We start from the raw sequence: 19,709 nt of genomic DNA, 5'->3' as shown, positions 1-19,709 counted from the left end.
ATGGCTATTTATAAATTTAGAATTACTTTCGAAGATTTTGATGATGTTGTGAGAGAGATCGACATTAAATCAAACCAGACATTTGAAGACCTGCACAAGGCTATCCACCGGTCTACAGGTTATAATGCCGAAAAATCTTCGTCTTTTTACGTAAGCACTGATAATTGGTTAAAAGGTGATGAAATTGCTTATTTACCAAGTGAACGTAAAAAAGATCGTGTAGTTTTAATGGAAAACTCTAAATTGAGTGGCTTTATTGAAGATCCGCACCAAAAGTTTTACTATATCTATAATTTTGACCGTCCGTACGATTTTCATGTTGAGCTTGTAAAAATAATTTTAGATGCCGATCCTAATATCGAATATCCATTTTTAGCCAAAAGCAGTGGCGAGGCTCCAAAAATTATGGAGCAGAACAGTCCACAAGCCGTTGATCCAAGAGGTGCCGCGGCAACTGCCAGCGAATTTGATTTTTTAAATGAAATGAACTTTGTGCCTGAAGACACCGACGAACTGGAAGCCATGGGCGAAATGGGCATTAATGAGAAAGAAAGAGACGAAGATGAGGAAAGTGAAGATGATGAATTCGGTGATGAATTTTCGGATAACGATAACTTTGATGACGATAGCCACAAAGATGATTACTAATCAGAAAAAAGATTTTTAAATTTTAAAAAGCTGTCAAATAAAATTGACAGCTTTTATTTTATACGAATGCCACTATGCTCCATAAAAAAAACTTAATCTCTATTGTTGGTCCTACGGCGATAGGCAAAACGGCTCTGGCCATTCAGATTGCACGGCATTTTGGTACAGAAATTATCTCTGCAGATTCACGCCAGTTTTTTAAGGAAATGGCCATCGGCACGGCAAAGCCCGATGCAGAGGAGTTAGCAGCAGCAAAACATCATTTTATAGATTCACATTCGGTATCGCAATTGTTCAGTACAGGTGACTTTGAAATAGAAGGTTTAAAAACCCTTGATGAGATCTTTCAAAAGCATGATGTGGCTATTATGGTTGGAGGTTCTGGCCTTTATGTAAACGCCTTAATAAATGGTTTGGATGAAATGCCCGATATCGATTTGTCAATCAGGGAAAAATTAAATAAACAATTTGAAGAAGAAGGTTTAGCTGTTATACAAAATCAACTGGCTGAATCAGATCCTGAATATTTTGCTAAGGTAGATCAGCAAAACCCGCAAAGAATGATCAGGGGCCTTGAAGTTTTTTTATCAACCGGACAAAAACTTTCTTCTATGTTATCGGCCACTAAAAAAGAAAGACCATTTAATATTATCAAAATTGGCCTCAATACGGATAGAACTGTTCTTTATAATAGAATTAACCTAAGGGTTGATCAAATGATTGCCAATGGATTATTGGAAGAAGTGAAATCTTTAACACCATTTAAACAGTATAATGCCTTAAATACGGTAGGTTACAGTGAAATTTTCGATTATTTTGATGGAAAGCTATCATTAGAGGAGGCCATAGCTGCCATTAAACAGAATACCCGTCGCTTTGCGAAACGGCAGCTTACCTGGTTCAGGAGAGATGAGGAGATTAATTGGTTTGAGCCTGATCAAGGCCAGGAAGTTATAAAGTTTGTAGCAAACAAAATAGACTGACTGGAAATAAAAAAGGAGTTCCGAAATTTCGGGACTCCTTTTTTAATGAATACTAAAACCTTATTTCGTATCTGGAAATTTCACTCCCCTATATTGTGTAATATCAATTGTTGGAACAGTAGAACCATATTTTGCATTAATTGCATCAATAAATACATTGGCAATTACGGCATTTCCGCGTGGGGTTAAATGGATACCATCTAAAGAGAATGCACCGCCCGTAATAAATGCTGCATTGATACCAACTCCCTGAAGATTGATTCCGGTTTTAACCTGATTAAAATAGCTGTAGGTATCAGCAATAGCCAATCCTTTACTTGTAGCTAAAGATTTAATGCTGCTGTTATAGCTGTTTACATAATCTTTAACCTTAATTACTTCATCTTTATCCAATACCCAGTTATTTGCAATCGGGTTTAATGGGTGTAAACCATAAGGAATAGCTCCTTGACCAAACAAACCAGCCGATTGGAAAGGCAAACGGATTAAATCTTCTGAAGTTGCTGCTCTTACTGCACCTGTACCAGTTTGGATGTAGATTGCTGCCGCTGCCGGGTTAATGGCTTTAGCTGCATTTAACAAAGCTGCAGGTGTAACTGTATTAAAATATGGTACAGCTGTTACATCAGGAATGGTTGCCACAATACCTTTCTGACCACCAGCAGTTAATGCATTTAATAAATTAGAATACAATGATGAAAAAGTTACTTTATCTGTTAAAACAGTGGTCGGATCGCCGGTAACGGTTACCGCACCATTGGTTGCATATCCCAAAACATCATTATTTCCTAACCAAAGCGAGAAAAAAGTATGGTTTCTGCCTTGTATAAACTGGAAGTAATTGGTTTTACCCACTTGTGCATCAGTTAATAAACGCTCAAAATATGGATTGGCAGCACTAAAAGTAAGTGTTGGATCGAAAGATAAATCGACACGCATACCAGGAATACCTAAATTTTGGATTTCGCCACTGTATTTATCTAAATGTTTGGCAGCATCTCTATATGCTAACTTATCAATTACTTGTGTTAATGTTGGGGTACCATTAACCAGCGCAGATAAGGTAAGATAACCTGAACCATTTGAACGATCATCAGTAAAAAACGGAGAGTTAAATGCCCCTCCACCCACTGAAGCCATTTTTGCAGCGAGTAAATTTGGATAAGCAACTTTTTGGCCTTCTAAATATAAACCTCCATCAGCAAAGCCAGAGGTTAATGAATTACCAACAGCAATGTATTTGCTAAAGTTAGCTTGTCCGGCAGTTGTACCTGCTGGTGTTTCAATTTCTGGTTTACAAGCCGCTGTAAAAAGAATGGCAGCAACAACGAAACTATTTAATATATATTTTTTCATTTGTAATTTCTCCTACCATTTATAAGTTAATGAAAGACCTGGTGCATAAACCAAAGTTTTAAAAGTACCATCTAAGCCCGTTTCGATGTTTTTCTGTTTACGTGATTTTACATCTTCAAAGAAAAAAGATGCATTCACCTCGAAATGACGGGTTGGTGTATAACCTAAACCTGCACTTAAGATATAACGATCAGCATCTGGTGCTTCAGGTGTTACGTAACCATCCTGAACCGGAGAAAAAGCATAACCAACACCGGCTCTTAATGCCAGTTTTTCTGAAGCCTGGTGGTTAATACCCAATTTAAATGATGAACCATCATGATAGTTACGCGCCGATTTTGTATCAGCCAAGGCTGAAGTATTTGTTGCATAATCAAAAGCCAGTTCTTTGTAAATATGCCACTGCACCCAACTTGCATCAAATGCTAAAACGGTACTTTTCGACAGCGGGATACCCACACCTAAACTGGTTGTTGCTGGTAAAGGCAGTTCAGCATTAAAGGTATTACCTGCCGGAAAAGAGGTCCTCAACGAATTTGGAACATCAAATTCTGCTGTACCACCATCTAACTTGGTGATTACTTTAGATTTATGTACGATGGCAAAAGATATATTACTTAATGTTTTAATGTATAAACCTGCATTCCATCCGTAACCTGTTCCAGTACCATCTAAGGTAACATGACCAGAACGTCCGTCAGGATAGTTTACCGGAAGTGCCCTTTGAAGGTTTACATCGCCATGGTTGTAAACAAAACCTGCTCCAATACCAATGCGGTCAGTAATTTTAATACTTAAAGTTGGCTGAAAATAAATGGCTTTCAAATTTAATGAGGTTAGCGCATATTTACCCGACCAGTTATCACCCCAATCTACCAAACCGCCAAAGGGTGTATAAACCCCTAAGCCTAGCTTCCACTTATTTGATTTTGGTCCCCAAACGGCATAAAACTCGAAAGGCGGAGCAATTTTGTTTTTTACATCTTCTGTAACATTCGAACCGCTTTGTTTAAAAGCTGATTTAAATAATAATGGGTTTACACCTGCGGAAACTGAGTTTTTCTCTAAGAAAGTTACTGCACCGGGATTGTAAAATACAGAAGCCTCATCTAAAGCCAATGCAGAACCTGCACCTGCCATACCAATTTGTTTCTGACCTTGTAAATTAACCTGGAAACCCTGCCCCAAAACCCAAAGTGGGGCAGAAAGTAATACGCTCAATAAAATTTTTTTCATTTATAAATGGTTATATCACAAATATATACTATGCTAACATAGTAAGCAAATATTTGTTTGTAAGAATTTTATGCGTTTTAGGCTTGAGCAGTTGGCCCACCGAAACCCATCGGAAAAGGTGGTTCTTCCTGTGCTTTAATCCGGCCGTTTACCGCCTCGAACTTCTGAATATTGTCTTCTAACGCTGACAATAAGCGTTTTGCATGTTCAGGTGTTAAAATAATTCTTGATTTTACTTTTGCTTTCGGTATTCCGGGCATTACACGAATAAAATCCAATACAAATTCGGTATTAGAGTGGGTAATAATGGCCAGGTTAGAAAAAATTCCTTCTGCAATTTCTTCTGATAACTCTATGTTTAGCTGATTTTCGTTTTGTTGTTCTTCCATAATAGTTCAAAAATAAAAAATTCCGCTGCTTAATGGCGGAATTAAAAATATAAAGTGCTAAATAAATAAACCCGAGCTGCAAACCGTTTCTTTACTTCTCCAAAAAATCAAGTTCAGCAATTGCCAGGGTCTTTTTATTTCCTGCAATAGTCGTTGCCTTTAACTGTACGTACCTTGTTGAAATTACACTCTTAAAATAATAGGTTCTTGGAGTGGGGTCATTAATCAGGTTACCAAATCCAAAAGTTTCAACATCTTTCCAGTTTTTACCGTCATTACTGGTTTGTAATACTCCCTTTTCTAACATTCCTCCGGCAAAATCGGCAGGTGGTGTATAAATAAAGCCTGTTAAATTATGGATATTGCCCATATCAACTGCCAGTTGAAGTTGGCCATCATCATTTGATAACCAATAAGTTTCTTTTTTTGCATCAATAGCCATGGCAGCATTATGATTTGATTTTTCGCTATCATTATTAAATGATTTCCAACCCGTTTTTACGATACCAAACATTTCGCTGGCTACTGGTCCTTTTTCTTTATTGGTGATGGCAATTGCTTTTATTTCCCCTTTGGTAATCTGTACCGGTGCGCTGTATTTCTTTGCTGAAGCATTGGGCGTACTTCCATCGGTGGTATAATAAATTTCAATTCCTTTATTAAGGTTGGCCGTAGCATTTTCACCATGCGGTTTCCAACCAAATTCATGTGTTTTTGGCGAAATGGTGGTTAAACCTTTTATGTCCCTTGCAAACTGCAATTGCGGTGGACGGGTGCGATAGTAATGTGCCGATATAGTAGCAATGGCTGGATTAGCCCTCGAGGATAAAACCGTTAAACGAAGCTTTGAGGTGGTTACCTCAGGGAAACGTAAAATGCGTTTATAGCCAATATTTGTTGCTTCAGCAATTTTTTGCCATTTGTTATCAATCCATGCTTCAACCTGATGTTGCTCTACCCTTTCACTATAATCGGCAATTGCTTCCTGCAAAACAATCCTGTTTATGGTGATGGGCTTAGTAATACTTATTTCTATGCTTTTTTGTTTATTATTCAACAATTGAAAGGTGCTGATATTCTGATCTAATATTGCTTTTGGTCCATTTGCATCAGCAAATAAATTTTTACTATAAGTTTCGCTGATCCGCTTACCCACTTCAGTGAGTACACTTACATCTTCATCAGAAAATTTTCCGTTACGGTTTGGCGGGATATTGAGTAAAAATGTAGAGTTCCCCCCTACCGAGCGTTCAAAAATATCAAAAACATCATCAGCACTGCGTACTTTCTGTTTTTCATCGTCACGGTAAAACCAGCCCTCTCTTATTGATGTATTGGTTTCTGCCTGTTGATAATGTAAGTATTTGGCCTTGTAAAGTTGATCATCACTGCCTAAATCTTTTGCCGTCAGATCGGGGAAATGTGCTGCTGTATCAGGATTTTCGCTAAAAGGCAGCACGTTCCATTCAGTATCGCGTGTACCACCCGCTTCGTTTCCACACCAACGGATATCTTCTTTACCAAAAATTACGGCTTTTGGTGCCAGGGTATGAATGAGTTTTTTCCAGGCCTGATAATTGTATTTCTGACCACCTTTGGTTTTAGGATGTGCACCATCAAACCATACTTCATCAACGGGACCGTATTCAGTTAAAAGTTCAAATAACTGGTTCAGAAAATATTCGTTATAATCGTCAACTTCGAACTTAAATTTAGTTTGATTAGCAAAAGGGCGTCCAGTTACTTCGCGTGGAATGGTCCTGGTGGTTGTTTTACTCAGATTGCCATACAAGCCTGCAGGGTTTTCCATTTGATATAAATCTGCCGGAGATAAATAAATACCTAGTTTTAGTCCAAACTTTTTACAAGATGCGGATAGATTTTTAAGGATATCGCCTTTACCATTTTCAAAGTTTGAAGACATGATGCCATGTTTGGTATACCTGCTTTGCCACAGTACAAAACCATCGTGGTGTTTTACGGTAATGATTACCATTTTCATTCCTGCCGATTTCATGCTCTGGCACCATTGATCGGTATGCAGTTCTTTTAAATCAAAAATCTTTGGGTCTTCTTTTCCATTACCCCACTCCATCCTTGTAAAGGTATTTGGTCCAATATGTATAAATGCAATAAATTCATTTTTTAATGCACTTAACTGATTGGAAGTGGGTACTACATGGCTTGCTTTGGCAATGATGGTGGCTTTACTATCGCCAGGCGTAACCGCAATGGTATTCTGCAATTTTAAGTTACTTTGCGCTACTGCTGTGGCAATAAATGACACCATTAAAACCGATGTAAAAATTAATTTTCTCATTAAGTTGTTTTGTACCTAAAATTACGGCTTGATTACAGCTGAACCATAAAGTATTTTGGCTGTTTATTAAGGTAAATTATCAAAAATCGCTTTTAAGATCACTTATTTTTAAGCAATAAAATTTTTCGGATCACTTTTTCATAAGCATCTGCATATTGCATCATACCAAAATCGTTCGGATGAGTACCATCAATCGTACTATTATCGTTAAAGCCGATTTCTTTTGCTGTTAGGATATAGAGCTCTTTAATTCCTGATTGCTGCAATTTTTGATAGGTATTATTTAAAATCCCGGAGGTCCAGATGTATCTTCCTGTTAATTCGCTATCTAAATTAACCTGTGGTAAACCAGAGCTATGCTCAACCAGCAAAATAGGCGTATTTGGATGCTTTGTTTTTAAACTTTGTACAGCGCTGGTGATGCGTTTTTCAATTTCTGAAGCAGTATAAACTTTTTGGTCGTGTAGATTAGGCTGGCAATCGAGTACAAAAAGCCTGGCATCGGTTTGATTCATTAAATCAATCAATGGGCTTTCTAAGCGGCCATTACCTGAAAAGCCTAAATTTACCACTGGTAGGTTTAATTTCCTGCCCAAAATATTGAGCCAGGCCATTCCTGGCCTGCTTGCACTGGCTCCCTGCATAATAGAGGTCCCGTAAAATACTAAAGGTTTTTTTTCATTGGCTTCTTCTACCTTAAATTCATCATTTACACCCACTCCTATTTTTAACCATTTTGGCATGTTGTAAAGCGGCAGATACAAGCGGAATTTCTTGATTTTTACTGCCGCATCAAAATTTGCATAGCTATAAGTAACCGTATCTCTAAAGCTGTATGCGGCTTTTACCCAATGCCAGTTATTCTGCATATCCTGTGCATATAAATCTAGGCCGCTTACCCCCAGGGTTGGCATGTTATCTAAACTTTTGCCTCCTTTGAGCTGATATTTTACCACAATTTTCTGTGCCGTGGTTTTAAAGTCAAGGTATTCGCCTGCTGTATGTTTAGCCAAATCCCAAACTTCTTTCCGTACCAACTGCTCTGCGGCTGAGGGTAAACGGTTATAGTAATTTGCGCTGTCGGTATTTTGCCAGGCCTTACCTTTTAATGAAGCATTAACACCAGCTTGTGGGTTAAACCATTTCACATCACCTTGCGCATAGCTGGCTTTACAGTATAGCAAAGCAATAAATAATCCGGGCAAAATAACATTTAACCTCATCTCTTATTTATTTAATAGCGGTTTAACACGTTGTAACATTTCATCAGCAGTAACAGTGGATAAGGATTTAATATTAAAATTTTCGAGTGCTTCATTTAACTCGGCAAGTGCTGCTGAATTTTTATTTTTGCTATAAAGCAACTTTAACTGATTAATTTTCTCGAAATCCTGCGCGCCTTCGATCATTTTCTCAAACCTCACAGATGTTAACGGACCCGGATAAACCATATAAGTATCGCCAGCGGGCCAGGCAGTAAAACGGGTATCGGTTAATGGATTTTTTGTCCAGCTGTTATAGGCCCAGCGTAAATAACCATCCATATTTTTATTGGCGGTGTACCAGCCCATCCATACCTGTTCTGCCGGAGAAGAAAAACTGAAAGCATTTGGATAGGGTTCGGTGCAACAGGTGTACCAGGTACTGGTTTTACCTTCTGCATTACGTTTTTTTAGTACATCAGCCGGAAATTCCCATTTGGATGCGATGCAATAATTATCGATATCTTGCTCAATTTCCTGGTGATATTCTCCTGCCAGGGCTAATTTCCAATCTTTATCGACACTTTTTAATAGCTTGATTACGGCTTGCATGGCTTTCATCGGACGTTCGTCCATAGCAATATAGGTCTTCTGGAACCAGTTTTTTGATTTTAAATGTTTCGTAAAATCGGTAAGCATTATTTTCCAAAAGGCATCATAGGCAGGTGTTCCGATAGCTTCGGTAAAAACTGCCTCTTTTTGTGCAGCCTCATCCCAATAACTGAAAGCAATTTTCCAGGGTACCATGCTATAACAATTGATTCGCTGATTGATGCCGGTGGTCAATACAAAGGCAATATATTTATCAAACAGGCTATAATCATAAGTCCAGGTACCATCCTTTTTCTTCGTCCATTTAATTAAACTTGGGTAATCATCATAAGTTTGATGCCCCCAGGGTTCATTTACAATACTCGCAGTAATGGTTTTCTGTCCGGCATTGGCCAACATCTCGTAATAAGGCTTCATTAAGGCAAAATGTTCATCGCTCCACAACTTTACCTGATGCGTATGGGCGATAGCCGCCGGATGTTGCCATAAATCTAAGTCGTATTTCCATTGTGCCGGTGCAGGCAAAGTTTTATCGAGCACCTGAATCTTAATCGGCAGATCATATTCCTTTTCAGCTTTAATTTTGACCGTTCCTGAATAAACCCCTGCTTTCGTAGCCGTAGGAATTTTTATACTCAACCAAACCGGCTGGGTACTCCTTGCATTAACGGCAATGTTATTTGTTTTGGTATCAATGAGGTCGGCCACATAAGATGAATCAAAATCTGAAGCTTTGCGGTAGCCACAGCCATCTTTAAACTCATCTGTAATGACATATTTGATTATGCCTACGGTAATATTTTCTTTTTTAATGTCGTTGCCTTTTTGATCTTTGAGATCAGACAATTGTATACTTAAGTTTGCAACATTATTGTTTGCCCATAGTAACAACTGGGTGTGTATTTTTTCGCCTTTCCAGGCCGAGGCATTCCATGTATTTTGAACTGAAACTTCTGGAGGTACTTCTTTCGCAAACCTTACATTACTGCTGGTGAAGCTAACATTTAACCCTTTAGTGGTGTTTTCCCATTGTTTGTTTAGGGTTTCGCTGCTTGGTCGTTTTGGTTTTTGAAGAGCCAAACTTACATCCTGGGCTGCACTTGTTAAACCTAAGCCCATCATTAATATCACTGATAAAAACTTCATAAACCTAAGTTAATGAAACCGATCAGAATAAGATTAAGCAATTGAAAAGCTGCGCTTACGCAAACGTTTGACGGATTGTAACGATATGGATAGATAAAAATAAGGATTGCTAATCTGAGCAGATAAATAATTAGGCAAACTAAATTACCATTAGTCCCTTATTTTTTTATGAACATTAAAATAATGCCAACAGTAACTGCAATTTGGCCGATCCAAAAAATAAACATCCATTTTATAATATCAGCTTTAGTATTAGCTAATGCTTCTTTTGTATTAGCTATATCCTCCTTTGTTGCTAAGATTTCCTTTTTGTTATCTAATTCAGTTCTTACTTCTTCTTTAACAAAAGAAACTAACTGCTCAGCCTCTTGCTCTCCGAGTTTAGCCTTTAGAATTTGGAAAAGTTGAATTTCTGTAACACTCATGAATATAAATTTACATAAAAATACAAAATTTAAGGCAAAAAAAATCCCGATGTTTCACATCGGGATTAAAATTACTATTAGATTAAAATCTAAGCTTCAACTTCTTCTTGTTTCGAAGCCAATAATTTATCGTATTCTTCCTGAGAACCAACGATGATTCTTTCGTAACCACGTACACCAGTACCTGAAGGGATTAAGTGACCTACGATCACGTTTTCTTTCAAGCCTAACATATTATCGCGTTTACCTGCAATTGCTGCCTCATTTAATACTTTCGTAGTTTCCTGGAACGAAGCCGCAGAAATGAACGATTTAGTACCTAATGATGCACGTGTAATACCTTGTAAGATAGAACTTGCAGTTGCTGGTCTTGCATCTCTAACCGTGATCTGTTTTAAATCTTTACGTTTTAACTGAGAATTTTCGTCTCTTAATTTACGTAACGAAACAATCTGACCTGGTTTGATTTCTGTAGAATCACCTGCATCTTCAACAACTTTCTTGTCGTACATTGCATCGTTCTCATCGGCAAAATCCCAACGGTCAACAGCATTGTTTTCTAAGAAAATAGTATCACCCGGATCTTCAATGTGAACTTTCTGCATCATCTGGTGAACAATTACCTCGAAGTGCTTATCGTTAATTTTTACACCTTGTAAACGGTAAACTTCTTGAATACCATTTACTAAGTATTCCTGAACAGCTGCAGGGCCTTTAATTGATAAGATATCAGCAGGAGAAATTGAACCATCTGATAAAGGCATACCCGCCTTCACAAAGTCATTATCCTGTACAAGGATATGTTTAGACAATGGAACAAGGTATTTTTTAACTTCACCATCTTTTGATTCGATTGTGATCTCACGGTTACCACGTTTAACGCCACCTAAAGTTACCACACCATCAATCTCAGTTACTACCGCTGGGTTAGATGGATTACGTGCTTCAAATAATTCCGTTACACGAGGTAAACCACCCGTAATATCCCTGGTTTTACCAGTTGCACGAGGAATCTTAGCGATAATCTGTCCAGTTTGGATAGTTTCACCTTCATCAACTGAAACGTGGGCTCCTACCGGAATGTTATAACCTTTGATGAATTCACCTTTCTTATCAACAATCTGAACTGAAGGGTTTTTCGTTTTATCGCGTGTATCGATAATTACTTTTTCACGGTGACCAGTTTGCTCATCTGATTCTTCACGGAAGGTAACACCTTCAATAATGGCATCAAATTGTGCTTTACCGGCAAATTCTGATAGAATAACCGCGTTGTACGGATCCCATGAACAGATTTTATCACCTTTTGAAAGTTTATCGCCTTCTTTTACGAATAAGAATGCACCGTAAGGAATGTTGTTGGTTACAATGATACGTCCGGTTCCTGGTTCAACAATTTTGAACTCACCTGAACGACCTAATACTACCTGAACTGTTCCTTCTTCTGTTTGTGTATCAACAGTACGAATATTTTCGAATTCGATTACACCGTCAAACTTAGCTACAATGTTTGATTCTGCAGCAATGTTTGATGCAGTACCACCCACGTGGAAAGTACGAAGTGTTAACTGTGTACCCGGCTCACCGATTGATTGTGCTGCAATTACACCAACTGCCTCACCTCTTTGAACGCGTTTACCAGATGCTAAGTTACGACCGTAACATAGTGCACAAACACCACGTTTGTTCTCGCAAGTTAATACCGAACGAATTTCGATACCTTCTAACGGAGACTCTTCGATCAGTTTAGCAACTTCTTCGTTAATATCTTCACCAGCACTTACTAATAATGTGTTATCCAAAGGATTGTAAACATCATGTAATGAAGTACGGCCTAAAATCCTGTCGTATAATGGCTCAACAATATCTTCCTGATCTTTTAACGCAGTTGTGTACATACCTCTTAAAGTACCACAATCAACAGAGTTAACAATCATATCTTGTGCAACATCATGTAAACGACGGGTTAAGTAACCCGCATCAGCTGTTTTTAACGCCGTATCTGCCAAACCTTTACGCGCACCGTGAGTAGAGATAAAGTACTCTAATACCGATAAACCTTCTTTAAAGTTTGATAAGATCGGGTTTTCAATGATATCACCACCTGAACCGGATTTTTGAGGTTTTGCCATCAAACCACGCATACCGCAAAGCTGACGAATCTGCTCTTTGGATCCACGTGCTCCAGAATCAAGCATCATATACACCGAGTTAAAACCTTGGTTATCGCTTGATAACTGGTTCATTACGAATGTAGTTAACCTGTTATTGATACGTGTCCAGATATCGATGATTTGGTTGTAACGCTCGTTGTTGGTAATGAAACCCATGTTATAGTTGTTTCTTACCTCTTCAACTTCGTTAGCAGCCTGCTCTAATAAAGTATGTTTCTCAACCGGAATGTTAACGTCTTGTAAGTTGAACGATAAACCTCCCTGAAATGCCATACGGAAACCTAATTCTTTGATATCATCCAAGAATTGAGAAGAACGTGCCATACCAGTCATTTTAACTACCTCACCGATAATATCTCTTAACGATTTTTTAGTTAATAACTCGTTGATGTAACCAACTTCTTCAGGAACCATTTGGTTAAACAATACCCTACCAACAGTAGTTTCAGTTAATTTATTAACGATAGAACCGTCATTTTGCTTAACATTTACCCTTACTTTGATAAAAGCATGAAGATCTAATTCTTTCTCGTTATAAGCAATGATTACTTCTTCCGGAGAATAGAAATTTGAATCTTGTCCTTTTACAACCCTTGTTTCATCAGTTCTACGGCCTTTAGTAATGTAATAAAGACCCAAAACCATATCCTGAGATGGTACTGTAATTGGCGTACCGTTTGCAGGGTTTAAGATGTTGTGTGCAGCCAACATTAATACCTGGGCTTCCAAAATTGCTGCGTTACCTAGTGGTAAGTGGACAGCCATCTGGTCACCATCAAAATCGGCGTTGAATGCGGTACAAACTAATGGGTGTAACTGGATTGCTTTTCCTTCAATTAATTTCGGCTGGAAAGCCTGAATACCTAGCCTGTGTAGTGTAGGTGCACGGTTTAATAATACCGGGTGACCTTTTAGTACATTTTCTAAGATATCCCAAACTAACGGATCTTTTCTATCAACAATTTTCTTAGCAGATTTAACTGTTTTTACTACACCACGCTCAATCATTTTACGAATGATAAATGGTTTGTAAAGCTCAGCAGCCATATCTTTAGGAATACCGCACTCGTGTAATTTAAGGCTTGGCCCTACAACAATTACCGAACGAGCTGAATAATCCACACGTTTACCCAATAAGTTCTGACGGAAACGACCTTGTTTACCTTTCAGGATATCTGAAAGTGATTTCAAAGCACGGTTACCTTCAGTTTTTACCGCGTTAACTTTACGTGAGTTATCAAATAACGAATCTACAGCTTCCTGCAACATACGTTTCTCGTTACGTAAAATTACCTCTGGTGCTTTAATCTCGATCAAACGTTTTAAACGGTTGTTACGGATAATTACACGACGGTATAAATCATTTAAATCGGAAGTAGCGAAACGGCCACCTTCTAATGGAACCAACGGACGTAATTCTGGTGGAATAACCGGAACGATTTTAACAATCATCCACTCAGGGCGATTCTCGATACGTGTATTGGCACCACGGAAAGCTTCAACAACCTGAAGACGTTTTAAAGCCTCATTTTTACGTTGTTGAGAAGTTTCGTTAGCAGCCTGGTGACGTAGATCGTAAGATAAAGTATCTAAGTCAATACGTTTTAATAAATCTTCTAATGCTTCAGCACCCATTTTGGCGATGAATTTATTAGGATCTTTATCGTCTAAATATTGATTTTCTTTAGGTAATTTATCTAAGATATCTAAATATTCTTCCTCTGTTAAGAAGTCCATATAGTTGATACCTTCTTCAGCCATTAAACCTGACTGAATAACTACGTAACGCTCATAATAGATAATTAAATCAAGTTTTTTAGTAGGTAAACCTAATAAATAACCGATTTTGTTTGGTAAAGAGCGGAAATACCAGATGTGTGCAACAGGAACCACTAAAGCAATGTGTCCCATACGCTCACGACGTACTTTTTTCTCCGTTACTTCAACACCACAACGGTCGCAAACAATACCTTTATAACGGATACGTTTGTATTTACCGCAATGACATTCGTAATCTTTTACCGGACCAAAAATACGCTCACAGAACAAACCATCACGCTCAGGTTTGTAAGTACGGTAGTTAATGGTTTCTGGTTTCAACACCTCACCGCTTGAGCGTTCCAAAATAATTTCCGGAGACGATAAGCTGATCGTGATGGATGTGAAATTGCTTTTTAATTTATTATCCTTTTTGTAAGACATATCTCTTTCTTTAATGATCGAAGGATTGAGTGATTGAATGATTGAATGAAAGTTACCCATCATTCACTCATTCACTCATTCTTTCATTCAATTAGTCTAACGTAATATCTAAACCTAAACCGCGTAACTCATGTACCAATACGTTAAACGATTCTGGCACACCTGGAGTTGGTAGGTTTTCACCTTTAACAATGGCTTCGTAAGTTTTGGCCCTTCCGATCACATCATCCGATTTAACGGTTAAGATCTCCTGAAGGATATTAGCTGCACCGAATGCCTCTAATGCCCAAACCTCCATCTCACCAAAACGCTGACCACCGAACTGGGCTTTACCACCCAATGGCTGTTGTGTAATTAATGAGTATGGTCCGATTGAACGGGCGTGCATCTTATCATCAACCATGTGACCTAGTTTCAGCATGTAAATAATACCTACTGTTGTAGTCTGATCGAAACGCTCACCTGTTAAACCATTGTATAAGTAGGTTTTTCCTGAAGCAGGAACACCGGCTTTAGCAATCCATTCTTCCACTTCATCATGAGTAGCACCATCAAAAATCGGGGTTGCAAATTTAACACCCAACTCCTGGCCTGCCCAAGCTAAAATGGTTTCGTAGATCTGGCCAAGGTTCATACGTGAAGGTACACCCAGTGGGTTCAACACGATATCAACCGGGCTACCATCAGCTAAGAAAGGCATATCTTCATCACGTACAATACGTGCAACAATACCTTTGTTACCGTGGCGACCCGCCATTTTATCACCTACTTTTAATTTACGTTTTTTAGCAACATAAACTTTTGCCATCTGTACAATTCCCGATGGAAGCTCATCACCTACACTAATCGCGAATTTATCACGTTTGTAAGCACCAAGTTCTTCGTTAACACGGATACCGTAGTTGTGAAGCAACATTTTAATCAACTCGTTTTTATCATCATCAGTAGTCCATTTGTTAGGGCTGATGTGGTTATAATCAAGTTCTGCTAAAATTTTCTGCGTAAATTTAGCGCCCTTAGCAACCAATAATTCTTTGTAAATGTTAAATACACCCTGAGATGTTTTTCCGTTTACGATAGTGAATAATTTGTCTACTAATTCTGCTTTTAATTTCTCAGTGATATTGTTATATCCTTTGTCTAATTTCTCAATTGCCGATTTTTCTTCAGCTTTTGTAGTTTTCTTAGCACGGCTGAATAATTTAGTATCGATTACCACACCCTGGATTGAAGGAGGAGTTTTTAAAGACGCATCTTTAACATCACCTGCTTTATCACCAAAAATTGCACGTAGTAATTTCTCTTCCGGTGAAGGATCAGATTCTCCTTTCGGAGTGATCTTACCAATTAAAATATCACCTTCTTTTACATCAGCACCAATACGGATAATACCATTTTCATCAAGGTCTTTAGTAGCCTCTTCAGAAACGTTAGGGATATCTGGTGTTAATTCCTCTTCTCCACGTTTAGTATCACGTACTTCTAATTCAAACTCTTCAATATGCAATGAAGTGAAAACGTCATCACGAACAATACGCTCGTTGATTACAATCGCATCCTCAAAGTTGAAACCTTGCCAAGGCATGAAAGCCACTTTCAGGTTTCTACCTAATGCCAATTCACCGTTTTGAGTTGCATAACCTTCGCAAAGAACTTGTCCTTTAGTAACTTTCTGACCTTTTCTTACAATTGGCTTTAAGTTGATACAAGTATTCTGGTTGGTTTTTTTGAACTTAATTAAACGATAAGTTTTGCTGTCACCTTCAAATGAAACTAAACGATCATCTTCGTTACGTTCGTATTTAATAGTGATTTCGTTCGCATCTACATATTCTACAATACCATCACCTTCTGCATTGATCAAAGTTCTTGAGTCACGTGCAACGCGACCTTCCAAACCTGTACCAACAATTGGTGCTTCAGGACGTAATAAAGGCACGGCCTGACGTTGCATGTTTGATCCCATCAAAGCCCTGTTCGCATCATCATGTTCTAAGAACGGAATCAACGAAGCAGCAATTGAAGTAATCTGGTTAGGCGCAACGTCCATTAAGTCTAATTTCTCAGGCTCAATAATCGGGAAGTCACCTTCATAACGTGCTTTAACGCGTGGTGTAGTAAAGTTACCTTTATCGTCATACTCTGCATTGGCCTGAGCGATGGTTTTACCATCTTCATCCTCAGCAGATAAATAAATAACGTCTGAATCTACAACTACTTTACCTTCTTCAACACGTTTGTATGGTGTTTCAATGAAACCTAAATTGTTGATTTTTGCATGCACACAAAGTGATGAAATCAAACCAATATTCGGTCCCTCAGGAGTTTCAATAGTACATAAACGACCATAGTGGGTATAGTGAACGTCACGTACCTCGAAACCGGCACGCTCACGTGATAAACCACCTGGACCTAAAGCCGATAAACGGCGTTTGTGAGTAATCTCTGCCAATGGATTCGTTTGATCCATGAACTGAGATAACTGGTTGGTACCAAAGAACGAGTTGATAACAGAAGACAACGTACGGGCGTTGATCAAATCAGTTGGTGTAAACACCTCGTTATCGCGAATGTTCATACGCTCACGGATAGTTCTGGCCATACGGGCTAAACCTACACCGAACTGAGCATACAATTGCTCACCTACCGTACGTACACGACGGTTAGACAAGTGATCGATATCATCTACTTCTTCTTTTGAGTTGATCAATTTGATCAGGTATTTCACAATCGCAATAATATCTGCTTTTGTTAATACTTTAACCTCATCAGGGGTATTCATTTTCAATTTACGGTTGATGCGGTAACGACCAACATCACCTAAATCGTAACGTTTATCCGAGAAGAACAAACGGTCAATGATACCACGTGCAGTTTCCTCATCAGGTGGTTCTGCATTACGCAAAGCACGGTAGATGTTTTCAACAGCCTCTTTTTCAGAGTTTGATGTATCTTTCTGTAATGTATTATATATAATGGTATAATCAGCCTGACTTGCGCCATCTTCTTTTGATAAGATGATGCTTTTTACGCCAGCTTCGATAACCATATCAATGTGTTCGTCTTCTAAAACGGTTTCTCTTTCAAGAATCACTTCATTACGGTCGATTGAAACTACCTCACCAGTATCTTCATCAACAAAATCTTCAACCCATTTTTTCAATACCCTTGCAGCCAGTTTACGACCGATGTATTTCTTTAAACCTGATTTGCTAACTTTTACTTCATCAGCAAGATCAAAAAGTTCCAAGATATCTTTATCAGAATCGTAACCGATAGCACGTAATAAAGTGGTAACCGGGAATTTTTTCTTACGATCGATATAAGCATACATCACGTTATTAACGTCTGTAGCAAACTCGATCCATGAACCTTTGAAAGGAATAACACGTGCTGAATACAATTTGGTTCCGTTAGTGTGACGGCTTTGGCCGAAGAACACTCCTGGAGAACGGTGTAATTGCGAAACGATAACACGTTCTGCTCCGTTGATAACAAATGTACCTTTTGGTGTCATATACGGGATAGTACCTAAGTACACATCCTGGATAATGGTTTCAAAATCTTCATGTTCTACATCATTACAAGAAAGCTTAAGCTTTGCTTTTAATGGAACATTGTAGGTTAATCCACGCTCAATACACTCGTGTATATCATAACGTGGCGGATCAACAAAATAATCAAGAAACTCTAATACGAAGATATTTCTTGAATCTGTTATTGGAAAGTTTTCAGCAAACACTTTAAACAAACCCTCGCTTGAGCGATCGTCTGATGTGGTATCTATCTGGAAAAATTCTCTGAATGATTGCAATTGCACATCCAGAAAATCCGGATAGTCTATAATGTGCTTACTAGTTGCAAAATTTACTCTTTGTTCGACTGTCTTTGCCAATGGACTAAAAGATTTTAGTTTAAGAATAAACTATTTGTTTGGTTTCGTTTCCAAGCATGCTCATTAACCAAACAAAATGAGATGTTTATAAACAGGTAAAGACACCGACATTTTCAGTCGGTGTCTAATACATTTTTAGCTTAGCTAAGTTAAGTGATTACTTAATCTCAACTACTGCTCCAGCTTCTTCTAATTGTTTTTTAAGAGCTTCTGCTTCGTCTTTAGTAACACCAGCTTTTAATTCTTTTGGTGCTCCGTCAACTAAGTCTTTTGCTTCTTTCAAACCAAGGCCAGTTAAGTCTTTAACAAGTTTCACAACTGCTAATTTAGCGCCACCAGCTTCTTTCAAGATTACATCAAATGATGTTTTTTCTGCAGCAGCAGCAGGTGCATCACCACCAGCAGCAGGACCAGCAACTACAGCAGCAGCTGCAGGCTCGATACCATACTCGTCTTTTAAGATTTGAGCTAATTCGTTAACTTCTTTAACGGTTAAGTTTACTAATTGCTCAGCAAACGATTTTAAATCTGCCATTTTATTAAGATTTTAAAAATTTACGTAAAAATAATTTTGTTTTATTGCGAACTTAAGGTGTTCGTTAACCTTCTCTCTCTTGTAGAGTTTTAACAATTCCTGCAATTTTGCCTCCGCTTGATTTAAGCGCAGATATAACATTCTTAGCTGGTGATTGTAATAATCCAACGATATCTCCGATAAGCTCTTCTCTTGATTTCAAGCTTACTAAGTTATTCAATTGGTCATCGCCAACGTATACTGATGAATCTATAAATGCTGCTTTAAGCAATGGTTTATCAGATGTTCTTCTCAAAGCTTTAATCAACTTAGCCGGAGCGTTTGCTGTTTTTGAGAATAATAATGATGATGAACCTTTAAGGGCTTCGTATATCTCAGAAGCATCGCCATCTAAACCTTCAATCGCTTTGCGGATTAAAGAGTTTTTAGCAACTTTCATGATGATATCACCTTCAAAACATTTGCGACGGATGTTATTAATCTGCTCAACAGAAAGGCTAGAGGTATCAGCAATGTAAAAATTGCCATACTCTTGCATTTGTCCTTGTAGTTCTAAAACTACTTCGTTTTTTTCTTCTCTGTTCAT

The 19,709-nt window shown here is 38.2% G+C and carries 13 protein-coding genes; 2 read left to right on the top strand and 11 right to left on the bottom strand.

Going from position 1 to position 19,709, the window contains the following annotated elements; all coding sequences use genetic code 11:
- On the top strand, positions 1–648 hold the full coding sequence (locus tag H9L23_RS03875; protein ID WP_187593743.1) for an IS1096 element passenger TnpR family protein: 648 nt from the start codon (positions 1–3) through the stop codon (positions 646–648).
- Positions 649–722: 74 nt separating this feature from the next.
- The gene (gene miaA, locus H9L23_RS03870) at positions 723–1,631 is read left to right on the top strand and encodes a tRNA (adenosine(37)-N6)-dimethylallyltransferase MiaA (protein WP_187593742.1); all 909 of its coding nucleotides are present in this window, start codon (positions 723–725) and stop codon (positions 1,629–1,631) included.
- A gap of 60 nt (positions 1,632–1,691) precedes the next feature.
- Here the strand turns inward: miaA and H9L23_RS03865 are convergent, their stop codons facing one another.
- From H9L23_RS03865 to rplJ, 11 genes are all read right to left on the bottom strand, one after another.
- Positions 1,692–2,987, bottom strand: a complete 1,296-nt coding sequence (locus tag H9L23_RS03865) for an SGNH/GDSL hydrolase family protein (RefSeq protein ID WP_187593741.1) — start codon at positions 2,985–2,987, stop codon at positions 1,692–1,694.
- 12 nt (positions 2,988–2,999) lie between these two features.
- Complete coding sequence (locus tag H9L23_RS03860; RefSeq protein ID WP_187593740.1) at positions 3,000–4,223, bottom strand: OmpP1/FadL family transporter; 1,224 nt, start codon at positions 4,221–4,223, stop codon at positions 3,000–3,002.
- Between the two features lie 77 nt (positions 4,224–4,300).
- Positions 4,301–4,612: a DUF3467 domain-containing protein gene (locus H9L23_RS03855; RefSeq protein WP_025143251.1), complete on the bottom strand. Its 312-nt coding sequence runs from the start codon at positions 4,610–4,612 to the stop codon at positions 4,301–4,303.
- Between the two features lie 91 nt (positions 4,613–4,703).
- Positions 4,704–6,932, bottom strand: a complete 2,229-nt coding sequence (locus H9L23_RS03850) for an alpha-L-fucosidase (RefSeq protein WP_187593739.1) — start codon at positions 6,930–6,932, stop codon at positions 4,704–4,706.
- Positions 6,933–7,030: 98 nt separating this feature from the next.
- The gene (locus H9L23_RS03845) at positions 7,031–8,155 is read right to left on the bottom strand and encodes an SGNH/GDSL hydrolase family protein (protein WP_187593738.1); all 1,125 of its coding nucleotides are present in this window, start codon (positions 8,153–8,155) and stop codon (positions 7,031–7,033) included.
- A gap of 3 nt (positions 8,156–8,158) precedes the next feature.
- Positions 8,159–9,892: a DUF4091 domain-containing protein gene (locus H9L23_RS03840; RefSeq protein WP_187593737.1), complete on the bottom strand. Its 1,734-nt coding sequence runs from the start codon at positions 9,890–9,892 to the stop codon at positions 8,159–8,161.
- A gap of 158 nt (positions 9,893–10,050) precedes the next feature.
- Positions 10,051–10,317, bottom strand: a complete 267-nt coding sequence (locus H9L23_RS03835; RefSeq protein ID WP_029279309.1) for a hypothetical protein — start codon at positions 10,315–10,317, stop codon at positions 10,051–10,053.
- A gap of 89 nt (positions 10,318–10,406) precedes the next feature.
- The gene (gene rpoC / locus H9L23_RS03830) at positions 10,407–14,693 is read right to left on the bottom strand and encodes a DNA-directed RNA polymerase subunit beta' (RefSeq protein WP_187593736.1); all 4,287 of its coding nucleotides are present in this window, start codon (positions 14,691–14,693) and stop codon (positions 10,407–10,409) included.
- Positions 14,694–14,784: 91 nt separating this feature from the next.
- On the bottom strand, positions 14,785–18,588 hold the full coding sequence (rpoB, locus tag H9L23_RS03825) for a DNA-directed RNA polymerase subunit beta (RefSeq protein WP_187593735.1): 3,804 nt from the start codon (positions 18,586–18,588) through the stop codon (positions 14,785–14,787).
- Between the two features lie 157 nt (positions 18,589–18,745).
- On the bottom strand, positions 18,746–19,123 hold the full coding sequence (gene rplL / locus H9L23_RS03820) for a 50S ribosomal protein L7/L12 (protein WP_029279312.1): 378 nt from the start codon (positions 19,121–19,123) through the stop codon (positions 18,746–18,748).
- 64 nt (positions 19,124–19,187) lie between these two features.
- Positions 19,188–19,709 carry a 50S ribosomal protein L10 gene (gene rplJ, locus H9L23_RS03815; RefSeq protein ID WP_108200815.1) on the bottom strand — a complete coding sequence of 174 codons (522 nt, stop codon included), beginning with the start codon at positions 19,707–19,709 and terminating at the stop codon, positions 19,188–19,190.

The sequence above is a fragment of the Pedobacter roseus genome (assembly GCF_014395225.1).
Taxonomy (GTDB): Bacteria; Bacteroidota; Bacteroidia; order Sphingobacteriales; family Sphingobacteriaceae; genus Pedobacter; species Pedobacter roseus.
This window is presented reverse-complemented; position numbering and strand designations above follow the sequence as displayed.

Coding starts and splice junctions, on each gene's coding strand:
- H9L23_RS03875 (WP_187593743.1), top strand. CDS start 1: ATGGCTATTTATAAATTTAGAATTACTTTCGAAGATTTTGATGATGTT.
- miaA (WP_187593742.1), top strand. CDS start 723: ATGCTCCATAAAAAAAACTTAATCTCTATTGTTGGTCCTACGGCGATA.
- H9L23_RS03865 (WP_187593741.1), bottom strand. CDS start 2,987: ATGAAAAAATATATATTAAATAGTTTCGTTGTTGCTGCCATTCTTTTT.
- H9L23_RS03860 (WP_187593740.1), bottom strand. CDS start 4,223: ATGAAAAAAATTTTATTGAGCGTATTACTTTCTGCCCCACTTTGGGTT.
- H9L23_RS03855 (WP_025143251.1), bottom strand. CDS start 4,612: ATGGAAGAACAACAAAACGAAAATCAGCTAAACATAGAGTTATCAGAA.
- H9L23_RS03850 (WP_187593739.1), bottom strand. CDS start 6,932: ATGAGAAAATTAATTTTTACATCGGTTTTAATGGTGTCATTTATTGCC.
- H9L23_RS03845 (WP_187593738.1), bottom strand. CDS start 8,155: ATGAGGTTAAATGTTATTTTGCCCGGATTATTTATTGCTTTGCTATAC.
- H9L23_RS03840 (WP_187593737.1), bottom strand. CDS start 9,892: ATGAAGTTTTTATCAGTGATATTAATGATGGGCTTAGGTTTAACAAGT.
- H9L23_RS03835 (WP_029279309.1), bottom strand. CDS start 10,317: ATGAGTGTTACAGAAATTCAACTTTTCCAAATTCTAAAGGCTAAACTC.
- rpoC (WP_187593736.1), bottom strand. CDS start 14,693: ATGTCTTACAAAAAGGATAATAAATTAAAAAGCAATTTCACATCCATC.
- rplL (WP_029279312.1), bottom strand. CDS start 19,123: ATGGCAGATTTAAAATCGTTTGCTGAGCAATTAGTAAACTTAACCGTT.
- rplJ (WP_108200815.1), bottom strand. CDS start 19,709: ATGAACAGAGAAGAAAAAAACGAAGTAGTTTTAGAACTACAAGGACAA.